Origin of the sequence: Candidatus Pseudomonas adelgestsugas (assembly GCF_004124255.1) — a bacterium.
In the GTDB taxonomy this organism is placed as follows: Bacteria; Pseudomonadota; Gammaproteobacteria; order Pseudomonadales; family Pseudomonadaceae; genus Aquipseudomonas; species Aquipseudomonas adelgestsugas.
This window is the reverse complement of record NZ_CP026512.1, coordinates 832,321-856,116: the sequence shown is the minus strand read 5'-3', so window position 1 is coordinate 856,116 and position 23,796 is coordinate 832,321. Positions and strand designations below refer to the sequence as shown.

11 protein-coding genes are annotated in these 23,796 nt (G+C 40.0%); 6 read left to right on the top strand and 5 right to left on the bottom strand.

The window, feature by feature from the left end; translation table 11 throughout:
- Nucleotides 1-96 precede the first annotated feature (96 nt).
- From C3B55_RS02270 to C3B55_RS04580, 5 genes are all read right to left on the bottom strand, one after another.
- Nucleotides 97-1,260 (bottom strand): 1-acyl-sn-glycerol-3-phosphate acyltransferase, encoded by a 1,164-nt coding sequence (locus tag C3B55_RS02270; RefSeq protein ID WP_457912697.1) that lies wholly within the window; start codon nucleotides 1,258-1,260, stop codon nucleotides 97-99.
- Between the two features lie 1,639 nt (nucleotides 1,261-2,899).
- A complete protein-coding gene (locus tag C3B55_RS02265; protein ID WP_129211100.1) occupies nucleotides 2,900-3,898 on the bottom strand; it encodes a class I SAM-dependent methyltransferase in 999 nt (332 codons plus the stop codon).
- Between the two features lie 1,931 nt (nucleotides 3,899-5,829).
- The gene (locus tag C3B55_RS02260) at nucleotides 5,830-7,074 is read right to left on the bottom strand and encodes a saccharopine dehydrogenase family protein (RefSeq protein WP_129211098.1); all 1,245 of its coding nucleotides are present in this window, start codon (nucleotides 7,072-7,074) and stop codon (nucleotides 5,830-5,832) included.
- Nucleotides 7,075-7,102: 28 nt separating this feature from the next.
- Nucleotides 7,103-8,200, bottom strand: coding sequence for a carboxynorspermidine decarboxylase (locus C3B55_RS02255; protein WP_129211096.1), 1,098 nt, complete (start codon nucleotides 8,198-8,200; stop codon nucleotides 7,103-7,105).
- A gap of 2,646 nt (nucleotides 8,201-10,846) precedes the next feature.
- Entirely contained in the window at nucleotides 10,847-10,996 is a 150-nt protein-coding gene (locus C3B55_RS04580) for a hypothetical protein (RefSeq protein ID WP_157978054.1), read from the bottom strand.
- A gap of 366 nt (nucleotides 10,997-11,362) precedes the next feature.
- Here C3B55_RS04580 and metE point away from each other — a divergent pair, with 366 nt between their 5' ends.
- The 6 genes from metE to C3B55_RS02225 all read left to right on the top strand — a co-directional run bounded on the left by metE (nucleotide 11,363) and on the right by C3B55_RS02225 (nucleotide 23,138).
- Nucleotides 11,363-13,651 carry a 5-methyltetrahydropteroyltriglutamate--homocysteine S-methyltransferase gene (gene metE, locus C3B55_RS02250; RefSeq protein WP_129211094.1) on the top strand — a complete coding sequence of 763 codons (2,289 nt, stop codon included), beginning with the start codon at nucleotides 11,363-11,365 and terminating at the stop codon, nucleotides 13,649-13,651.
- A gap of 2,023 nt (nucleotides 13,652-15,674) precedes the next feature.
- Nucleotides 15,675-16,770, top strand: a protein-coding gene (gene prfB / locus C3B55_RS02245) for a peptide chain release factor 2 (RefSeq protein ID WP_129211092.1) whose coding sequence is annotated in 2 segments (ribosomal slippage) — nucleotides 15,675-15,746 and nucleotides 15,748-16,770 — 1,095 coding nt in all. Because the reading frame shifts where the segments join, the coding sequence is not laid out codon by codon here.
- An 81-nt stretch (nucleotides 16,771-16,851) separates the two neighbouring features.
- Complete coding sequence (lysS, locus tag C3B55_RS02240; RefSeq protein WP_129211090.1) at nucleotides 16,852-18,354, top strand: lysine--tRNA ligase; 1,503 nt, start codon at nucleotides 16,852-16,854, stop codon at nucleotides 18,352-18,354.
- A gap of 769 nt (nucleotides 18,355-19,123) precedes the next feature.
- Nucleotides 19,124-19,771 (top strand): adenylate kinase, encoded by a 648-nt coding sequence (gene adk, locus C3B55_RS02235; protein WP_129211088.1) that lies wholly within the window; start codon nucleotides 19,124-19,126, stop codon nucleotides 19,769-19,771.
- An 86-nt stretch (nucleotides 19,772-19,857) separates the two neighbouring features.
- Entirely contained in the window at nucleotides 19,858-20,544 is a 687-nt protein-coding gene (gene tsaB / locus C3B55_RS02230; RefSeq protein ID WP_129211086.1) for a tRNA (adenosine(37)-N6)-threonylcarbamoyltransferase complex dimerization subunit type 1 TsaB, read from the top strand.
- A gap of 1,826 nt (nucleotides 20,545-22,370) precedes the next feature.
- A complete protein-coding gene (locus C3B55_RS02225) occupies nucleotides 22,371-23,138 on the top strand; it encodes a class I SAM-dependent methyltransferase (protein WP_129211084.1) in 768 nt (255 codons plus the stop codon).
- The last annotated feature ends 658 nt before the right edge of the window (nucleotides 23,139-23,796 follow it).

Below are 23,796 nucleotides of genomic sequence, written 5' to 3'. Positions count from 1 at the left end.
CACACCATTAGAAAGCTGATGTTATTTTTAGCCAAACAAGTTATTTTTTTTGGCTTAGAATTCAACTAAGAACACTAAAGAACTAATGCATTGGACTTACAAAGGAATTCCCGCTTTAATCCGATACTGATTCTTCACCGGTGTTGCATACTGCGCAACTAAAAATGGCCGGTGCTCATTAGGACACTCACTCAAACGAAACTCCCATTCCGCTTTTGCCTTAGCCAACTCATCAGCAGGAAAGACCTCAGCAGCTGTTGGTACCTGCAATTGCGGATCGGCATCACGCCACTGCGCATACGCTAAATAATGTACTGGGAATAACCAATAACCGCCAAGAATCCGCCGATCTATCTCTATAGCTAATAACTTAGTATCTTCAAATTTCTCAATAATGGATGGTGCAAAGTTTACATGTACGCGACCTTTGTAGCCAGTAATACCCAATGCGATACTTACATCGTCTTCGCCATATGCTTTTCTGTATGTGCCAGTAGTGGCGCGAATATACAGCTCACGAGCCTTAGCAATGTCGCAAGGGTCATATTCATAGCTAATAGATACTGGCGTCAGGTTCAATGACTGTATAACTTCAGCAAACGGCTCATCTTTACGGCTAACGTGGAACATCTTGAGGATTGCTGACTCAGTACGATCATCCCCATCCTTTGCTCTACCTTCAGCCTGGGCGATCCAGATTGACTGGCAGTCGTTACGAATCGAATGATTGATATAAGTTGATAGAAGAATATAAGCCGCCATCTTCTCTTTTCGCCCAGTTATTGATCGGTGTACAATAAAGCTCTTATTTAGTCGCATAAGGTCGCTAACAAACGGTTTCTGTAGCAGATTATCACCTATAGCAATACGCGGTGTAGGCAGACCAAGGTGGTAAACACCATAGTTCACAAAAGCTGGGTCCATTACAATATCGCGGTGGTTAGCCAAAAACAAGTAAGCAGTGCCAAATTTTAGTTGTTCGACACCGGTATAAATTACACCATCAGTCGCTCGGTCAATGGTGTGGTCAACGTAATACTCTACTTTGTCTTGCAGCGTGGCTACAGTAGTTACGCCAGCAAATTCACGACGCAATTTACGGGCGATCATTGATTTAAGTAGCCAGCCTAAGGTACCGGCAAAGCGCGGAAAGCGAAAGTGAGTTAGAATATCTAGAAAGGCTTTATCACTGAACAGACGTGCTAACACTGCTGGAACTTCGCTATCGTTGTAAGGTCGAATGGTATCGAATTCGCCCATCATGCTCTCTTGTTAAAAAAATTATGGTAAGTAAAAGAAGTATTATTGGTAAGGTCACAATATTGGTTGTGTCATAAATGGTCATGCACATATACTAGTAATTATTATACGCACAAATCACCACGGATGCCGCGATAGTAACAACCACGTCATACAATATCTTTATAGTGACAAACAGGCTAAAGCAGCTCTAAATCTTTCTAATAGTTATTAATACTTAATTGCAACTACTAGGTGTGTTACCGGCTAATGATTTTTACCATGCACATATGATATTTATGACGCAGTACTAGATATCAGTGCCAAGAATAAATGATAAATATAATCATACAGCGAATGTAAGAACTAGAAAACCTGCTAACAAAAATCTTGAAGCGCTATCTGTTAGTAGCGGTATTTGTTCAGTTGTATAGGTAAACTACCAATTTTACTTGCTAGCTATGTCCACAAGCTAATTATAGCCACTATCAGCATGCACGCATTTCTAAGTGATGAATTAGATATTTTCACGACGTAATAGCCTGTCATGCTTCAGCTTAGTCAATATTAAATAATAATAGCGACTCTATTTACCCATATTCTATATCGTTGATGTAGCGTATTCCACTTACTTGCTAGATATGTGAGTCTGTTTATGAGCATAAAGTAAGCAGACGACTTTTGACTAAGTCAACTAGGATGTTTAGTGCTAGCTACTAAACGAATATTACTTTATAGATCAGTGCCAGATCCATTAATACTATTGAGTATTTTTTTGTGGGTCACGTATAGTGACGCATATCATGAATGAAGTACATCGATATGTAAGTGACAGCAATACCTTAGAAGACATATCAATCATGATTGATTTAATCAAGCTATACCAGGATATCTATCGCATTGTTGATTATATAATATCATGAGCTAATAACCCACATGGTTTTGCTCTGTTTTTATAGACACAGGTAATATTTGCTACGACTTATTTTGATAGATAGAATGCTTTGGCTATTGATGTTGATTGACTTATTCAAAGCCTTAAGGTTGTCGATCGGCATTACGGTTCTATTAGTAACAAACCAATAAATAACTATCTACGTTTACACTGATAATTAGGCTAATGAAGTAAATGGGTATAGTTATCATGAATCGCATCAAGGTATAAATTAATGTAGAAATTAAAATTTAAGTGTGCTCTAAGATGTTGTGCAGCAGATTAATGAAATGCTTATAGCTAATCTGCAGAGTGGGTCAACTTTTTTGTATCTTTGTGTGGCACTACCGTTAGTGGTGAAGTACAAAAATACATATTCAGCATGCTATTGAGCCAGAAAGTTTACATATGTTATCCAGTTTTACTAGTAAACACTTGATGAAATGAATAGTTAAGTTTTTTAAGGGTGGTAAACTAACATGGTCATGACATATGATAGCTTGCTGGCCTAAACTAAAAAGTAGAGCATTATAGATCTTATTAAATATTTAATCATGATCCGCTTATACACACTCTTGGGCTTTGTATGTTATCAATCTACTAATGAGTAGATTGATGTATGCTGTTAAGATGCAAATCTCATTAAAAGTACTAGTTTAGGACAGAGAGGGTATTTGCCTTGAATCAACCAAATTAACGAGAGCCTTCTCTTGTTTTACAAAATTATTAACTGCGTTTAGCACGATAAACGCAAAAACTATTATTTATGGCCTTGATCTCGCACATGCCAAAATGCTTTTCAATCAATATTTGATATTTGAGAAATTTATTAGCTACTAAGCGAAGTTCGCCGCCTCTTGCTATATGTTGTGCTGATTTTCGTAGTAAATTTTCAGTAGCTGAATAATTCGTATGCACCCCGATATGGAATGGTGGATTGCTAAGAATCGCATTTAAATTGATTGGTGCGGTATCGATACCGTCACCAACTAAGACTTCGGCGTCCAGACCATTAGCATCAATAGTTAGTCGACTGCTAGCGGCGGCAAAAGCATCTACGTCGAGCATTGTTACCGTATTATGTGGGTAAAGAAGTTTAACTGCAGACCCAAGCACGCCAGCGCCGCAACCAAAATCGAGCAAGTGCCCGCTAGGTAATTTATCTAGATGCTTAAGCATTAACTTAGTACCGTGATCTAAGCGACCATGACTGAACACCCCTGGTAGACTCACTACTTTAAGTAGCCCATTAGTCAGCGGTATGTTAAATACCCGTATCAGACTTGCTAGCTCAACAGCTGGCGGGGCGCCAGTTACGGTAACTTGCCATAATTGGCAATGCCGTGCGTTGTCTAGCTTACGTGGCTTTCCACAATGAATCATTTGTTTAAATGCACTTTTAATGCCACCTTGCTTCTCACCAACTAGAAAGAGTTCAGCGCCATCTAGGCGTGCAGCTACAGCGCTGATCAGATAGTCTGTGAGATCCTTAGATTTAGGCAGGAAAATCACCGCCGCATCAAACCCCCAATTGGGCACGTTCACGCCAAACTGGCTACGCTCTGGAAAACTTGCGTCAAGTATCGCCTGATCGCCAGCATGCCAGCTCCAGCCGTAGGCGTTTGGCAAACGACCAAGCAAATCGTCAGCAGGCAAACCTACCAGCAACAAGTGACCCTGAAAAAGCCTAGCCTGACGAAGCAGTACTTCACTGCGCTGATCCATGGTTTATTCCTTGAATATTGGCAAGGTTTATTAACTGATGACTAAGAATAGTGCGTCGCTAAAAAATTTAGCGCTTTGCGGATGCTGCAAATATTGAGAAACATAATGTTTAACCGAGAAATGTTGCCAGCCCAATAGAGAGTTACTATGAGGCTAACGGCTTGACGTTCAGAACATCAGAGCCGGACCGCTTAAATATAGCTACCGTAGCAATCCGCTAATGCCTACTTTTGATTAACTGCTATACGTTGTATTAATGATACTAGCTCTCGGCTTAAGAGACGCCAGTATCGCAGGCACCGATACAGTCACTAATGTACTCACGTTAGCTGGTGGCGTCAGTTCAGCGCGTTAACCTATACGAGCAATTTATCCGGTAACCAGCGCTGCATAAAGGTATAAATTAAAAATTATACAGAGCACTTAAGAGTACAACCAAAGGCTTCAACCTAATCCCGCTCTACCGTACCGCTAAGTTTGCTGCAGCTAAAAAGGACAAGATTTTCCCAACTTGAAAATCTAGCAGTCTGGCACTGCCAGTCTAGCATCTAGAATTGTTTGGCTTGCTGCTAAATGCCGCACCCAGCATCGCATTGAGAGTTTTTTTTCAAGCGCGTCGCACGGTCAAATAATACCATTATCGCGTGCTATTATAGCCAATGATGGCGTTCCTTGGCTATAAGTATTTGTTTATAGGTGTGCTTGTTGGCTTAGGTGACAACAATGTCAAAGTTACACGGAGGTCCATAGATGGATTTCATCCATATTGATACGCTAAATGTGTTACTCATAGCAATCACACAAACATATAGATCATATTTGTGTAAAATTAACAATTCCTCTATATACGGGTTTTTCTTTACTTAGTATAAGCTTAATTATGGCGTAGTCAGCCGCACTATTTAACGTGCTGTAATAAGCAGCAGCCAAAGTAACCAACCTTTTTGCTTGTATATTAGTTTTAAGGCCTTACGCGTCAACCTAGACAGCTAAAACCGCCTGCTAAAATAGGCCTGCAGCGAAGCTGATACGCGCAATCCACGTGACGCCGTTTACCGCAGCTATTTCATAACTAATGGCTAAAACTTTAAGGCTACGCTGTTTTTCCTGTTACCGTTTCTCAGGCAATTAACTAACGCGCTCAGCTAACAATTCAAGTTAATTACTGTTTAATAGTGTACATGATAACCATGCAGCTTAGCTAATAATGTATATGTGCCGATTGTATACGGATAAGGCCTTGATAAAGACTTTGACTTCTTCTTATGGGTACAACTCTGATCGCCATTGATGTGGCGCTGATCTTACTAGCATCAAGCTGCTTAGATGGATAACGCTATTTTATAAATGAGTGTAATCTATAATGAGAGCTTTATGTCTACTAACAATGCTAATCACTCAGTTTTATCAGTTATACCGATAGTGATATCATCTTAGACAGGCTAGCTACTGCAAAGTATCGCAGTCAGACTTAGACTGCGGTTCAAGGTTAGTATTCACGCAGTTTTGCAAATAATGCTTTTAGTTTATTTATCTGATATAGGCGTTATTCAAAGTGCAGGTCTACAAACAAAGATTGCTTAGTCATATACAGGAGTCGCATACATGTAAACATGTGTTTTATCTACCAAGACTCGCTATTGATTAATCAGATTAACTGCTTGGTTGCGCATGTCATAATCCTATTTGAGGGAACGAGTAACTTATAGGCTTCATAGAAAAATCCTTGCGCATATAGTCAATAGGTAAGATCTATGTTCGACTAACACTAGCTAGTGCGATTTGTGAATGCATTAACTTTTAAAAATTAACAGCTTTTAGGCTATGACTAAAATATTTAACAATCTAGTCTAACACCTAGAGTAACTTATGCTTTATATATTGATTTTTCATTGAAAATGAGGCTTATATTCGCAATAACATAAGCTTATCTAAGCAATCAAATCCCAGGCACGATCACCGTTTTCATCTTTAATCCGAGTCGGTAAACCCATTACGTCTAGAGCTTTAAGGAATGGCTCGGCAGGAAGCTCTTCGACGTTAGCCATGCGCTGCACATCCCATTCGCCACGTGCTACTAACAACGCCGCAGCCACTGGTGGTACTCCTGCAGTATAGGAGATACTTTGACTGTCAGTCTCAGCAAAAGCTTTTTCATGACACGCTACGTTATAGATAAACCTCTCACGCGGCAGACCATCTTTGGTGCCTTTTACTAGATCACCAATGCATGTTTTGCCAGTGTAGCTAGGGGCTAACGAAGACGGGTCTGGCAGTACAGCCTTAACTACTTTCAATGGCACTACTTCCATGCCTTCAGCTGTTTTAACTGGCTTTTCAGAGAGCAGGCCTAGGTTTTTCAATACGGTAAACACGTTAATATAATGTTCACCGAAGCTCATCCAGAAGCGTACATTAGGTACATTGAGATTTTTCGACAACGAGTGCACTTCATCGTGACCGGTCAAATATAGGTTCTGTGAACCAACTACCGGCAGGGCGGCAGTACGTTTAATTTCAAACATAGCGTTGCTAGTCCACTGGCTGTTCTGCCAACTCCACACCTGCCCGGTAAATTCACGAAAGTTAATTTCTGGGTCAAAATTAGTAGCGAAATATTTGCCATGGGAACCAGCATTGACGTCAAAAATGTCGATTGAATCGATGCGGTCGAAATACTGTTGTTGCGCTAACGCGGCATAAGCATTAACTACACCAGGGTCAAAGCCAACGCCAAGGATGGCGGTAATATTTTTTTGCTTGCACTCTTCTAAGTGATTCCATTCATTATTACCATACCAAGGTGGCGTCTCGCAGACCTTGCTAGGCTCTTCGTGGATAGCAGTATCCAAGTAAGCAACGCCAGTATTTATACACGCGCGTAGCACTGACATGTTAAGAAATGCAGAACCTACATTAATGACGATTTGCGACTCAGTCTCGCGGATCAATACCTTGGTTGCTTCTACATTCAAGGCGTTCAGTGCGAAGACCTGAATATCGGCAGGAACCTTAAAGCTACCCTTAGCTTTAACGCTGTCAATAATGAGTTGGCATTTAGAGATATTACGTGATGCGATAGCAATGCGACCAAGTTCGTCATTGTGCTGAGCGCACTTGTGAGCCACTACCTTAGCGACACCTCCTGCACCAATGATAAGAACGTTCTTTTTCAATTACTTTATCTCTCCTTTATCTACTACCTTACGAAAGACTTGACAGGTAGTCGTCATAACTAAATTCACAAACTAACTCGACTGTACCATCTAGTTGTTTAACTACGATGGATGGCATTTTCAAGCCATTGAACCAGTTTTTTTTGACTATGGTGTAGCCTGCAGTGTCGATAAACGATAGCCGATCACCAATAGCCAGCGGACAATTAAATTGATACTCGCCAAAGATGTCCCCAGCTAAACAAGATTTACCGCATACCATGTAAGTGTATTTACCTTTGCTCTGTGCCAATACAGCGTTGAGGCGATAAATCAATAGATCCGGTAGGTGGGCTTCAATAGAGCTGTCGACCACGGCAAGATTCTTGTTATTATATAGAGTATCAAGTACAGTTACTTCTAAGGAAGCGCTGTTAGTGATCGCAGCTTCGCCTGGTTCCAGATATACCTGCACGCTATACTTTTTGGAGAACGCTTTTAAGCGAGCACAGAATGTGTCCAACGCGTAATCTTTACCGGTAAAATGGATGCCGCCACCGAGACTGACCCACTGAACTTGATACAGCAACTTACTAAAGCATTTTTCGATAGCGCTAAGCATTTTGTCGAACAAACTGAAATCACTATTCTCACAGTTATTGTGAAACATCAAGCCTGATACCTGCTCGATCACGCTTTCAATCTTTACCGGATCCCATTCGCCCAGGCGGCTAAATGGGCGCGCTGAGTCGGATAGCAGGTAGGAGGAGCTGCTAATTTGCGGGTTTACGCGCAAACCGATAGCTTTACCTTCGCTACGCTCAGTAAAGCGATGTAGCTGGTTAATAGAGTTGAAAATGATCTTGTCACAGTTATCCAAACTCTCTTCAATTTCGTCATCAGCCCAAGCTACGCTATAGGCATGTGCTTCGCCTTTAAACTTCTGATGACCAAGCTTTAATTCATATAGCGACGACGACGTAGTACCATCCATATATTGTTGCATTAGATCGAATAATGACCATGTGGCAAAGCACTTAAGCGCCAGCAAAACCTTGGCGCCAGATTGTTCGCGCAAATAAGCAATCTTCTGCATATTGACAAGAAGTTTCTGTTTATCAATGAGATAGTACGGCGTTTTGATCATTTGTGAGATCCTACGGCAATACTTACCAAAAAGACATGTATTGTGTCTGCACCTTGGCGCAAATGAAAAGGTTGGCCAACGGATATTTCGGCGTAACTTTCAATCTAACCTACAAATATAGCAAAACGTGAGTATCAAGGGCTGCCTTAGATAAACTAAGCCATCTAAAGTTATAAGCAGTGAGAATACAAGTATGTACACTACATTGACTGAAACTTTTCGTTACCATTAACAGAACATTTATCTAAATAAGGTGACAGTCAAGCATAATAGCACCGATTCAGACTGTCTTAGCTTTATGCTACAGCCTTGCATCTGTAAGTGCTGATTCAGCACCAAATAAGTTCGGTTAGCATTAGCTGTAGTTAGCTCAGCGGGCTTTATAGAAGCCATATGTTCTCAGTCATTATGCACCAAGTAATCTGCATTACTTGAAAGTTTGCACTGTGTGGTACTTTATATTCATATATTATGCATGAAGCAATGTTATTATATGTGCATAATATGTAACTGAATTACAGTTGTAACCTGGTTAAAGTATAGTAGCAGCGAAGGGTGCTTTAGACATTGTACGCTGTACTTGATTAGCGTAGAGCTGTAAACTTTAGCAAGATGTTGAGTTTTTATACACTATAACAATATAGCTCCAGTTAACTAACGTAGAATTACTGTTAAGTATTACAATACACGACGTCTATTTTTGTGTACGTAGCAAGCCTGGATAGTTAGGTTATAGACCAAGATATCAGATAGTTGAGTAGTGACGTGGTAGCAAGAGGTAAGCTGAATCCGCAAGCGCTAAGGTAGCTGCTCAAACAAAAGACGTATGATTTTGCTGGTAGTTGAAAGAGTTATCTAGCTACTCTACTGCTGGCAGTAGAAACACTGTGAATGATTTAATTAATGTAACGTGTCAATGGTAAACGATAATTAGCTGCATGCGTATCAGTTGCTACATAACATGAAGCTGTATGGATTCTAGTATCATAAGTCATTTTAATAATTGGACTAACTCAGCAATTTTGCCTGCATACTATTCTTCAATCTTAAACGGTCCGTCTTGTGAAATTTGTTCATAAACGGCAGTTAATTATAGGGTATAATACCTGATAAGTAGATCATAAGTGCATATACGATCAATGGTCAAATATTTTTTGTATGAATGCCGAACCAGCGATTTATATAACTCAACTTGAATGCGCATAACCGCTTTAGCACACGAATACTTTCGTCATAAGCATTGAGATCGCTGGTGTATTCGCCGTGCATACCGATTTAATACCAAATTGGCCAGTCGCTGACCAATCAACTTACCAGCAAGCTCTTGAACCGCATAACGACGCACTCTGCTATCGGTGTCGGTCACACCCACCAAGACATATGCTTGGCGTATGACTGAATGATTGAGTGACTGAATAAACAGTTCTCTTAAAGTGATTTATATCTGGTATATCCGTAATTTCCATGACGCACAATTTAGCGCTTTGCTTAACGAACAGTATTTCAACTATCTGTATATGCCCAAAAGCATATTACTGCTAGCTTAGCTTAATCTGCTGCGTAGCAATATAGATTGGATATAAACTTTTGCCTAGTATGGGCAAACAGCGATCAACTCAAAACTATCAAATAAGATGATCTGCACCACATGATGTTCATCATCTAAACTTATTTTAGATATTGATTTAACTCATATGAAATTATCTACTACACTAGATGGCTACTTCAAGCCAAGTAGAGCTTACATATTAACCTTTAATTGTATCCACTAGCATATGATAAATTTAATAATAACTAGAAGCCAAATGCTTAATCGTAAACAATTTGTTTCTTATATTTTTCAACTAGTAAAACGTTAGATTCTGCTTTATTGCTACGCCAATAAACTTATTACGCTGCAATATTGCGATTGGAAATTTACTTTTAGCGGAAAATGTAATTTATATATATAGACAGAGAATTTATTTCTATTAGAAACGGCCTTAGGTGTCACCACTACACTATATTCAACCACAACGTTGAGCATTAGTTTAAAGAATGAGCAAACGATTTATATATAGTGTGTAGCTTTTGTTGCATTGGCCGTTGTTGAAACCACGGCATCAACGTATTTAGGCACATAAAATACTAAATATAATTCTTGTTTTGCCTGTTGAACTGACTGCACGCTAATAGCTTTAGTGTAAGCCACTTAAAGATAATGAAAGATTTTGTATATAATCTGTGTAAGTCTATAAATTATTGTAAAGCTGAAACTGTTGAGCATTTATAGTATATTCATAAAAATATCCTCTACGCGTAAAATGATGTCAGCACAATCAAACATGTACAGAAAATTGTACTGGGTGCTAGGGTTATTTAGTCTAAAGTTTTTTGTTCATAAGTCATAAATCGAGATTTTTAGTTTGCCATCTGGTAGCAGCTTAAGCTTTTTTGATCACCACTTCCTTAATAAGCGTAAACAGGAAGTGATTAAACAAGTTGATTACGCCATACTTGGTATAGCAAGTCATCATTGGATAAGTCTATGTTTAAATACTTAGCTATATTGCTGAGTATTATTAGCTAATCTAGTGTTAGACATATTACGTATTATGCTATTACCTACATACTACACGCTAATAGATGTCGATACATTCAAACAGGCTAACAGATTACCAAGGTGGCAATCTTAGTAAGATTTACTTTGTTATAAGCGACAAGGACGTATACGTCATCCAGACCAACGTAGTCGTGACCATGCTGGTCAATGTGCTTACACAAGTCTGGAGTGGCGAGCGTGAAAGATGCCAGCACTCCGCCTTTAATCCCATAAACACCACCAAAATGTCTATCAACTAGCTTTCAGTCAAGCACCCATGAACTACTACAAATCTAAATTGCATACTAATTAATGTTTGTGCTGTTCATTTACATTAATAAAGCAATCAACTCTCATGCGGCATTACCATATATATTTTTAATAAAAGTCTTATTGATGCAGCTGCTACCAGATCTAGATCTTGGTAGGGTTTGCTAATTTAATATTATGTTATGTTTCATAAATTATAAATGATCTAAACATGAGCAGTTCTCGTGATCATCTGCAATAAAATTAGCTTGCTTCGTTGTGATGCTTTATAAACAATGAACTGTATAAACATACCTATGGAGTTGCAAATTATGGTAATCACTCACTCACTTGGGTTTCCACGTATTGGACGCGATCGAGAGTTAAAAAAAGCGCAGGAAGCTTTTTGGATAGGTGAGCTCGATGAAGCAGGTCTACGTGCCGTAGGCCATAACCTACGCAAAACCCACTGGGACTTGCAGAAAAACGCTGGTATTGAGCTGCTACCAGTAGGAGATTTTGCTTGGTATGACCAGGTACTAACTCACTCACTAATGCTTGGTGTCATTCCCGAGCGGTTCAAACCAGTTAACGAGAAAGTCAACCTACAAACCATGTTTAGCATGGCCCGTGGTATTAGTGATAGATATTGCGACATTGCCCATGCACAGGAAATGACTAAGTGGTTTGACACTAACTACCACTACTTAGTACCTGAATTCAGCGCCGACCAACAGTTCCATCTAAGTTGGGACCAACTGTTCGAAGAAGTACGGGAAGCTCGCGATTTAGGTCACAACGTTAAGCCGGTAGTGATTGGACCACTGACATACTTGTGGCTTGGCAAAACTAAAAACAAAGACGTTAATAAACTTGACTTACTTAACCGCTTACTGCCGTTATACGGACACATTTTTCAGCGCCTTGCTGATTTAGGCGTGGAGTGGGTACAGATAGATGAGCCAATCCTAGTGCTTGACCTGCCGCAAAAATGGAAAAATGCTTTTGAATGTGCCTACAACATAATTAAGCATAACCCTCTTAAAAAGCTAGTTGCTACTTATTTTGGTGGTCTAGAAGACAACCTTAGTCTAGCGGCTAACTTGCCGGTTGACGGTTTACATATCGATTTAGTGCGCGCACCTGATCAATACTTAACCATCCTCGACTACCTGCCATCCTATAAAGTGCTATCATTAGGTGTGGTTAATGGTCGCAACGTCTGGCGATGCGACCTAGAAAAAACTCTGGCTATCTTGCGATATTCTTACAAGAAACTGGAAAATCGTTTATGGGTAGCGCCGTCCTGCTCACTATTGCATAGCCCGGTTGACCTGGAGCGTGAAGATAAGCTGGATTGCGAGCTAAAAAGTTGGCTAGCGTTTGCCGTACAGAAATGTTCGGAAATAGTGTTGCTGGCTCAAGCTATTAACCAGCCTGATGCGCCTAACGTAGTTGCTGCGCTTGCCGAAAGTCGCACTACGCAAGAGGCCCGTACAAAATCTACACGTATACATAAACCGGCCGTACAAGCTCGTATCGCTGCCATTACCGCAAAAGATAGCCAACGTCACACGTTGTTTTCCCAGCGTATAAACAAACAACATATTAGCTTGAATTTACCACTGCTACCAACCACCACTATTGGTTCATTCCCGCAAACCGCTTCGATCCGTTTAACCCGTCAGTCATACAAAGCCGGTAAGTTGAGCGAAGAGGAATACGTCGAAGCTATGCACAGCGAGATAAAGCATGCTGTTGAAGTGCAAGAAAACCTTGGGCTGGATGTGCTGGTACACGGTGAAGCTGAACGTAATGACATGGTTGAATACTTTGCAGAACAACTAGATGGCTACGTGTTTACCAGCTTTGGTTGGGTGCAAAGCTATGGTTCGCGCTGTGTGAAACCAGCGATAATATTTAGTGATCTTAGCCGGCCTAAGGCCATGACCATAGAGTGGATTTGCTACGCCCAAAGCCTGACTAGCAAGGTGATGAAGGGCATGCTTACAGGTCCGGTGACTATGCTAATGTGGTCATTCCCGCGTGAAGACTTGAGCCTTGAAGTACAGGCACGGCAACTTGCCTTGGCGATTCGCGACGAAGTTCTAGATCTAGAAGCCGCCGGTATTAAGATTGTACAGATTGATGAAGCCGCCTTTCGTGAAGGCTTGCCATTACGTAAAGCGAAGTGGCAGTACTACCTGGATTGGGCAACCGAAGCGTTCCGCTTGTGCGCCTCAGGCGTGCGTGACGAAACCCAGATCCACACCCACATGTGCTATAGTGAGTTTAATGATGTTATTAAGTCTATTGCAGCAATGGACGCCGACGTCATTACTATCGAGACATCGCGCTCAGATATGGAGTTACTAGATGCGTTTAAAGCCTTCACTTATCCTAATGAAATCGGTCCTGGAGTGTATGATATTCATTCCCCGCGCGTTCCAGATGCCTCAGAAATAACTAACTTGCTGCGTAAGGCAACTAAGCGGATTCCAGTTGAGCGCCTATGGGTCAACCCAGATTGTGGTCTAAAGACTCGGGACTGGCCAGAGACGAAAGCTGCGTTGAGTCATATGGTTACTGCTGCACGGCAATTACGTTGCGAACTAACATAACTACGGATAATTATAGCAACCAGAGCAATTACTCAGATTAACCATACACCAACTCACCTAACTAACACTAAACGGCTGCTAAGACGTAGACAGCAATCAGATCACAAAGGCTCCTTCGTGACTCAACGCCAGACAAGATCAAAAGTACCAGGAGCGTTTTACCCAAAGGTAATACAACACATTATTGCTAAGCTTGAAGGCATCCTTGTTTTAATTTTATGGCTTGCGCATTATTCTAGATACCTAGAAACCTTCTATACCATTTTAGCAAAAATCTATCCTAGCCCAGACATAAGATTCGTGTTGTTACTATAACTCTTGTGATATCTGCGTAGCTTTATATTACTCGATAGAATGCAACTCTAGTTCTTGGGACTAGAGTTGCATTATAGGTAGTTTGTTATTTAAAGTCATAAACACCATAATGCGTGGTCATAAATTCATAATTAAAATTATGAAAAAGAAGCTATATCTAGCATCATATGTAAGCTAGCTAAGGCCTGTCTGAATAAAATGCACTTGAGACTACATAAAGTAAGTAGTTTTTTGATTTAGCGCTTTTCTCCAGGACTATGCATCTTAATTGGCTAATACATAAATCTGTTAGATACCTGATGCTGGCGGCTATTTGGTTATTACGTTTACGATTGAAACAATACTCTTTTATTAAAAACACTATAAATCAATGATTTTTACGTGCTATAGGCTAGTGATAGCTTAGTATAAGATTATTGCTTTATACCCTTTAATAACTTTTACCAAAGTAAACTCAGGTGACAGCTAAACTCTGATAGAGTTTAGCTCAAAACAACTATGTATTTTATCATTTCTTGCTGATTTAGACCAAAACTAAAATATATAACGTCTCTTAAAGAAGCGTACTGCTTTCCTCAACTAGGCATTTCTACTAGAAACATTAAGTTGCTGGAGTTAACAACTTCACTGATGCATTTACTGTTACTATGACGAGCATTGAGCAAGACTCACAAGTTAAGTACGTGCGATTAATGGTAAGCGCTACTGATTTAGTATCTGCTAACTTACTCAAGTTATACATTGTAACTGAACAACCTAAGCCTCGAGATATACATCGCAAATAATATAAGTAAATTCATATTTAATTAATCGCGTTTATATCTGATGTAGTTACAAGCATATTAGTCAAGAGTGCCAATTGAGAACTGTGCGTTATCTAAAAGGCATTACGTTATTGTTCTTTAAACACGAAAGGCTTGCGCTTAATGACTGAAATGACCAGATTACATCGCTGAACGAGAGCTGTCGACAGCCAGGTCTATCTAATACTACTGGACAATGATTATACGCTAATTTCTTATTCTATGAAAACCGTTACTATTAACACTAACTACAGGAATATTTGGCAGTTATGGAAAAGCATTTATTTATAGATTTATTGTGATTCAAGTTAAGTATCTGGATGTATAAACCACGCAACTTTGAAGTTAAATAACGTAAGGCTGTGCTGCATATTAACTACTAACCTATGCAAGTACAATGCGGTGTCTATTTGCATAAAAAGCAAGCAAAATGCATACTGCTGTCTGGTGTCATTATAATAGTCAATACCGCTGTATTTTTTGTTAATCTTATGGCTAAAGGTAGCGTTATCATTGTTCATAAGTATGACGCTCTGTAGTATATGGAAGTGTAGCCTATAAAGCACTATCCTAGTGTTATGAACAAGATGTTTAGCGCAAAAAAAACCATATTTACTGATCGTAGTCTGGGCAGCATAAAAAGTATCTATACAAATCCATGTACCAGCTTTAAGGGGAAACCATTTTCTTTATTTCATCGTATATATAGCTGCTACAATACATTCGGTTAAATCCATTAAATTATTCAAACCAAGCATCGTGAACAAATAACCACCACTGTATAATCTATATGATTATATAAATCATGCATATATCACCATTTTGATAAACAGACTTGTCGTTACCACCATAATTGTCATTATGATTATTGGCTTAAAAAAGTTTGCTAATGAGTGTTGCCTACCATGGAAATCAACCAGACATTTAACATAATCAAGGATCTGTTCGAACGATATGAAACTATTCGGGGGTGTCTTTGACTACAGTCAAAAACATGAGCGTTTAACCGAAATTAATCGCGAGCTTGAAGATCCAAATGTATGGAATAAACCTGAATACGCTCAGGAACTTGGGCGTGAGCGCGCTTTACTAGCGCAAATCGTTGATACCCTCGACGAATTACACATCGGTCTATGTGATTGCCGTGACTTGTTAGAAATGGCCATCACAGAAAATGATGAAGGCGCCGCCGGTGATGTTAGTACCTATTTAGCAAGTCTTGAAGAAAGTCTTGCTAAGCTTGAGTTCAACCGTATGTTTAGCCATGAAATAGACTCGAACAATGCCTACCTCAACATCCAGGCCGGTTCAGGTGGTACAGAGGCACAGGACTGGGCTAACATTTTGTTGTGCATGTACCTGCGCTGGGCTGATAAACGTGGTTTCGACGCCACTATTATGGAGTTATCGGCTGGTGAAGTCGCAGGCATCAAAGGTGTAACCGTACATATTAAGGGTGAATACGCCTTTGGTTGGCTGCGTACAGAGATCGGTGTGCACCGCTTGGTACGCAAGAGTCCGTTTGATTCTGGCAACCGTCGTCATACTTCATTCTCTGCGGTATTCGTTTCACCAGAAGTCGACGATAAAGTAGAACTAGAGATTAATCTAGCTGATCTGCGAATTGACACCTATCGTTCCTCTGGCGCTGGCGGTCAGCACGTAAACACCACAGACTCAGCTGTACGTATTACCCACGTACCTACCAATACCGTAGTAAGCTGCCAAAACGAACGTTCCCAACATGCTAATAAAGATACTGCTATGAAAATGCTACGGGCTAAGTTATACGAGCAAGAAATGCAGAAACGTAACGCAGCTTTGCAGGCACTGGAAGGCACTAAATCGGATATTGGCTGGGGTCACCAAATACGTTCTTATGTGCTTGATGCATCACGGATCAAAGATCTACGCACTAACATTGAACGTAGCGACTGTAACAAAGTGCTTGACGGTGATATTGACGAATACTTAGAAGCTAGCCTTAAATTAGGCCTTTAACAAACCTTCTAGAAGCGGAGTTGCCTGCGATATACAGGTAAAGGCCAGACAAAACTTATCATTGATGGAATTTCGAAAGACATGAGCGACCAACAACTCGACTCGCAAGACATACAGAAGGAAGAAAATTCCTTGATCGCTTTACGCAAGGAAAAGCTTGCTGCCGTGCGCGCCAAGGGCAATGTTTTTCCAAATAACTTTCGTCGTAATAACTACTGCAATACCTTACATAATCAGTATGCGGATAAAACAAAAGAAGAACTAGCAGACGCTGCTATCCAGGTTAAAGTAGCAGGTCGCATTATGCTTAACCGTGGCTCGTTTATAGTGATTCAAGATATGACTGGTCGTATTCAAATATACGTAAACCGTAAAACCTTGCCAGAAGAAACCCTGATCTCGGTAAAAAAATGGGACATAGGCGATATTATTGCAGCCGAAGGCACAATAGCACGCTCTAGAAAAGGCGACCTGTACGTTAAAATAACTAGCGTAAGCCTGCTGACTAAGTCGCTACGCCCGCTGCCGGATAAACACCACGGCCTCACTGACACCGAACAGCGCTACCGCCAGCGATACGTTGACCTGATCGTCAATGAAGACGCACGTCAAACCTTCCGCGTGCGGTCGAAAGTGATTGCATACATACGTAATTTCCTAATGCAGCGTGACTTCCTAGAAGTTGAAACGCCTATGTTGCATACCATTCCCAGTGGCGCTGCAGCTAAGCCATTCAAAACCCACCATAACGCGCTGAACATGGAAATGTCCCTACGTATCGCGCCAGAGCTGTACCTCAAGCGCCTAGTTGTTGGTGGTTTTGAAAAAGTATTCGAGATTAACCGTAACTTCCGTAACGAAGGCATTTCACCACGTCACAACCCTGAATTTACTATGTTAGAATTCTACCAGGCCTTCACTGACTATGAAGATAACATGGACCTAACCGAAGAACTTTTCCGTGAACTGGCTCAGCTGGTCCTAGGCAGTACTGATGTACCATACGGCGATAAAGTATTTCACTTTGGTGAGCCTTTCGTGCGTCTTTCAGTGTTTGACTCAATCCTAAAGTACAACCCAGACTTGACAGCAGATGACTTGACCGATATCAATAAGGCTCGCGCTATAGCTAAGAAAGTATGCACCAGTTTGTTTGGCTTCGAAAGTCTAGGCAAGTTACAGGTGATAATTTTTGAAAAGCTAGTAGAGCATAAGCTGGAACAACCGCACTTTATTACTCAGTACCCGTTTGAAGTATCGCCGCTAGCCCGTCGCAACAATGACAATCCTAACCTTACAAACCGCTTTGAGTTATTTATTGGCGGACGTGAAATTGCTAACGCTTATTCAGAGCTTAACGACGCAGAAGACCAGGCAGAGCGCTTGATGGCCCAGGTAATCGAAAAAGATGCTGGTAATGATGAAGCAATGCATTACGATGCCGACTTCATTCGCGCTTTAGAATATGGCATGCCACCAACTGCCGGTGAAGGTATTGGTATTGACCGTCTAGTGATGTTATTAACCAATTCACCATCAATTCGCGACGTAATCCTGTTCCCACATATGCGGCCACAAGCGTAACTACAGTTAAATTTGAAACCGACACCATAAAATGAACTTTTAAATGTAACGTACATCAGAGCATATTTGAAAGTTCTGCATCTATACCTATTAAGGAATGCGTGTAGTGGACTGCATAATGGCTTTTAGAATCGTATTAACCTGATTTTACTAGCATGGCCTTAGCTAACAAGCGATATAAGACAAAGCGCTAGAAAGTGATAAAGGCGAATCACGTGGATAGTCACTTAAACAGTGACCGTTCTTCTGCGCGCATATTGATAGAACCGAAATAGTGCTAGGCTAAGGTCGATTCTGATATCGCTCATCTCTATGATTAGCAATTAGTACAACAAGCTGCGTTGCTAGCTATTGGATGCAAAATTGCGCTACCTACTGTCACACACTATGCAGTGTAGTATGTAATTTAGCTAGCCAATTGAAACAATATAGCTCATAGTCCAAATACGCTTGCGTATTCGTTTGTCTAACACTTACCTCAAATATCTACACGTGCTAAAGACTGAGCTGCTTAAGCATAGGGCAACTATCTATAAAACAGATAGTCAACCGTTTATAAAACCAAGCTATACTTTTAAGCGCACCCATAACTATGATGCACGCATAGCTATAAGTAACACTAACTTTAGGCGGCTTATATAGTGCAGATTGACAATATATCTTGTCACATCTTTGATGTGTTAGAGTAGTTCAAATTTTATTTGCAGGATTCAGCTTAGCTAGACAAGTCCAATCCTCATCAATAATAAAAAATTGAGGAATATAATAGATGCGTATCATGTTGATGGGAGCTCCAGGAGCCGGTAAGGGTACTCAGGCAAAGTTTATTACTGAAAAATTTAGCATTCCACAGGTTTCCACTGGAGATATACTGCGTGCTGCGGTAACAACAGGTACAGAGATAGGTTTAACTGTTAAGAACATGATTGAAAGCGGAGGCCTGGTTTCTGATAACACAATAATCAATCTGGTTCAAGAACGTATCAGCCGAGAAGACTGTAAAAACGGTTTTCTATTTGATGGCTTCCCACGCACTGTGCCCCAGGCAAAAGCCATGATAAAAGTAGGGATAGAGTTAGATGCTATAGTTGAAATCGCAGTTGAAGATAAAGAAATTATTCAACGTATCGCTGGTCGTCGCGTTCACGAAACCTCAGGGCGCGTATATCACACGATATACAACCCGCCAAAGGTTGAAGGCAAAGACGATGTAACTGGTGAAAATCTAGTGCAGCGTAAGGATGACACAGAAAAAACGATACGTTATCGCCTATCGGTATATTATTCGCAGACTAAACCTCTGGTTGATTTCTATCATAGATTATCTGTCGCCCATGGTAAGCCAAAGTATAGCCAAATTTTAGGTGTTGGCTCGGTAGAAATCATCGCCAGTAAAATGTTACAAGCACTAAGCTAATCAAACAATCAACCGCGTGCATAAAAGCTTGTAAAGCTAACTATCACTGTGGGCCATGATACATTTTTATTTGGATAAACTAACTGATGAGTACCTTGCTGGCCATAGATACAGCGACTGAAGCCTGTTCTGTAGCCTTGCTGCAAAATGGTAAGGTAACCAGCCACTATGAAGTAGTGCCACGACTGCATTCGCAAAAGCTACTGCCTATGATTAAAAAGCTCCTAGAGGAGACTGGAACAAAACTGTCTACTGTTGACGCTATTGCTTTTGGCCGTGGCCCTGGCGCATTCACTGGCGTGCGCCTTACTATCGGCGTAGTACAGGGTTTAGCTTTTGCGCTGAAGTGCCCAGTATTGCCGGTCTCTAATCTTGCAGTGTTAGCTCAACGTGCACTGCGTGAGTACGGTGCTACGCAAGTAGCAGCAGCTATTGATGCACGAATGGATGAAGTCTATTGGGGTTGCTACCGTGAGATGGCTGGTGAAATGTGTTTAGTTGGTGCTGAAGTAGTGCAGTCACCAGAATTCTTGGTACTCTCTGATAACACTACTAGTGACTGGTTTGGAGCTGGCACTGGCTGGAGTTATAGTAAACGCATTTTAGTTAAAATATGTGGTCATGATGACGCCATGTTACCACATGCTATAGACCTACTGACACTGGCACGCTTTGCTTTTAAGCGTGGCGAAGAGATTCCAGCAGATCAAGCTGCACCAACTTATCTACGCAATAAAGTTACGCAAGCCAAACCTTCATACGAGATACTCTAATATCAAAATAACTACATTGTTAGGATATAACTCTCAAATCGTTAATCTTCTTCGAATATAAATGATATTTATAGCTATAATTAGATTAATTACGTACTAATAATTGCGTTACTGCAATGCTATTGCAAATGTTAAATTTGCATTTATACGTATATACAGCTTTTCTAACAACGCTACCTATTTCAGCATAAGCCTCTTAAGATGAAAGCCATGATAAACGAGTCCATGGAAAATTTACTAAAATTCATTGAAGTCTAGCTTCAATCGCAGTCCAGTGAACCATAGTTATTTGTATAATATGTGTATCAGCAGTAACTTGCCAAGATTAGCAATATGGCATTATTAACTTCTACTCCATAAACAAAAGTAAAAGCACTATTAACTTTACTCCATGACTACTGCTAGATTTTTAAAATAGGATATACAAGCGATTAGTCTTGATATTTAGACTTGATGTGTTACCTGACCAAAGTGATTGCCTGCAATAAAGTCAAAACACATTATCTAGAATGCCTGTATTACACTACTAATATACACTCCAGAGACTATCTAACTATATAGCTCTAAGTCTTAGAAGGCGTTGAAGATAGCATTGCTTTTATGTTAAACTTTAGTATGTAACTCTACAGTGCCCCACTGTAGTTATGCCTGAAGATTTGTATAATCTTCACTTCACTTCTAAAATCCATGCAAACATTAGTCATAGTAACAACCAAGGAAGCGAATATTTCTCTTACATTAGAACAAAGTTGCTTAAGCTTACTAAGCCAGTATACCTATAATTACAGGCAAGCTTCTCGCTGCAATATCTAGGTAAGATAGCGGATATTATGAATGGTCCTAAACATCTACCAGTAGCAGTTAACATCAGTCACCTAGAACTGCTTCAACTTGATTAACGCTAGCTATTTAGCTAAACTTTAATATTTGTAATTATGCTGTATGCTTAATTAAAAAACGCTACATTTATCACCATAACTAACACCGATAGCTAAGTTGTCCATTAGTGCCCCACCATATTAACTGTGCGTGAGTTAGAAATCTAATACTTTTTCCTTAAATTATATAAGTTGAAACAATCTCTTGCTAGCTTTAATGGTGATCTACATACACATAAGTGTTCATTTATACCTCAGTTAACTATCTGACTATATAATTAAAGTTAATTTTTCACAAAAATATTATGGAGCGCTGTTCTAGTTACCAATCATTGCCAGACCTCGCACTGAAGTCCTATTTGCAGTAAATAGGGTTCTTCTATTACTAATCAGGTGGTCAAGCATAGGCTAGATAAGGATCAGCTAGTGGTGCCTAGTAAACTAGTAAAAATTTAATTCTTTCTGTTGCGATACCAGTTTGTTTTTATATTAAAGAAGAACGACCAGTAATAGCAAATATAGTTCGAATTTATTAATCAGCAGGAATGATGACACAGATAAAATGATCTCAGTCTTTTTTTACGTCGTACTCATATCCAGCAAAGATCTACGACAGTAATCTGGCATGCTAGCTAGGTTTGACTACCTAGTACGGTAAGCGACCAATTCTTTAGCAGCAATAGCACCAGATATATCTCCGAGATATTCGACTAACTATCTGGTTAAGGCCTGTACTACAATACAGTTCACCTAAATTAGTGCTTAGATATTATGCAAGTCTTAGTATTTATGGATCAGCAATACAATCAACAGCTAGACAAGCAATACCTGATATTTTTTATTAGTTAGCGTTTAGTACTACGTAAATACCTAATTATTATTTTTTAGATGCTGTTATTTGTCTACCATTAATATTTTTAAGCGTATAGATTAATGAGCTAACTATCAATGACCAGTCGCATTCGAGTCGAAGCTTTAGTTAATGATTTTCAGGCACGCGCTGAGCACTTAGCTGCAAAACTTGGCTTACCTTTGCAACTACATGAGGCTGACTTTTCCCTGCAAGTTAGCAAAAATGGTTTGCAATTACAAAAGCTAGGCTATGAAAAGCTTGGACCGGTACACGTAGATTTTGTAAATGGTGGCGTGGCGCATAGACGTTTATATGGTGGTGGAAGTGGACAGATGATTGCTAAGGCTATCGGTGTTAATAAAATCTTACACCCACGTATACTGGATGGCACAGCAGGAATGGGCAAGGATGCATTTTTACTGGCTAGTCTAGGTTGTGAAATAATTTTAATTGAGCGTCAACCGCTGATCGGTGCATTACTCGAAGATGGCCTAGCACGCGGTGCAAGTGATTCTAAGGTAGCACCGATTATAGCACGCATGAGACTGCTTAAGTGTAACTCGATTGAGGTAATGCTCAATTGGAAAAGCGAGTTACCACAGGTGATCTACCTTGATCCAATGTTTCCGCATCGCAAAAAAACAGCCTTAATGAAGAAAGATATGCGTTTATTCCGTCCAATAGTAGGTGACGACGAGGATGCGCCAGCTTTATTAGCGGCAGCATTAGCGCTTGCAATCTACCGCGTGGTAGTGAAGCGCCCGCGTAAAGCTTCATGCATTGAAGGACCAAAACGTAGCTATGCGCTGGTTGGCAAGTCCAACCGGTATGATGTATATCATAAAAAAACACTCAAATCTTGAACCTACGCTAGGCTAAGAGCCTCATTTATAGGCAACACAAAACTGTATGGTTTATGGGCTAGTATGAACAATCTCACTACTTCATATGCATGAGCTTTCGCAAGCTTACATAATCAGTTACCAACCAAGCTATGCAGCAAACATAAAGTCGCCATGCTATTAAAGCGGGTAAAAGTTTTTTTCTACCATAAAACTTTAGATATTACAGGGTTATACTCAATAGTATTGTCTGTTCATAGTTAACCATCAAACAGTTTTGAAATATATCACCAGCAATTATTCCTAGCACTGCACCACAGCTGCTGCTATAATTAATATTCTTTATAGGTACAGTAGTCATAAATCGTTAGTTTTAATACATTAATATCATAGTTTATCGGCATCTAATGTAGCTACAGCACAAATATTGCTCAAAATTAAATTTTAATCACTTCATGATTACTTGATATTACTATCAAGTCTTTGATTTGTTAAAGGCTATTAATATTTAAAGGATTATCGTATAATAACTTTAATACAAAACTATATTTTCTAAATAGCTATTTAGCATAGCTAGCACTTTTCCTTTATATTACGTCACCTGTCATTTTTTAGTTCTCATGCTGGCGTATTATAGTTACGAAAAGAGACTTCAATCTCACTATCTACTCTCGGCCAT

Excerpts from the sequence above, each read along its gene's own strand:
- lysS (WP_129211090.1), top strand. The coding sequence starts at position 16,852 with ATGAGCGACCAACAACTCGACTCGCAAGACATACAGAAGGAAGAAAAT.
- C3B55_RS02255 (WP_129211096.1), bottom strand. The coding sequence starts at position 8,200 with ATGATCAAAACGCCGTACTATCTCATTGATAAACAGAAACTTCTTGTC.
- adk (WP_129211088.1), top strand. The coding sequence starts at position 19,124 with ATGCGTATCATGTTGATGGGAGCTCCAGGAGCCGGTAAGGGTACTCAG.
- C3B55_RS02265 (WP_129211100.1), bottom strand. The coding sequence starts at position 3,898 with ATGGATCAGCGCAGTGAAGTACTGCTTCGTCAGGCTAGGCTTTTTCAG.
- tsaB (WP_129211086.1), top strand. The coding sequence starts at position 19,858 with ATGAGTACCTTGCTGGCCATAGATACAGCGACTGAAGCCTGTTCTGTA.
- C3B55_RS02270 (WP_457912697.1), bottom strand. The coding sequence starts at position 1,260 with ATGGGCGAATTCGATACCATTCGACCTTACAACGATAGCGAAGTTCCA.
- C3B55_RS02225 (WP_129211084.1), top strand. The coding sequence starts at position 22,371 with ATGACCAGTCGCATTCGAGTCGAAGCTTTAGTTAATGATTTTCAGGCA.
- metE (WP_129211094.1), top strand. The coding sequence starts at position 11,363 with ATGGTAATCACTCACTCACTTGGGTTTCCACGTATTGGACGCGATCGA.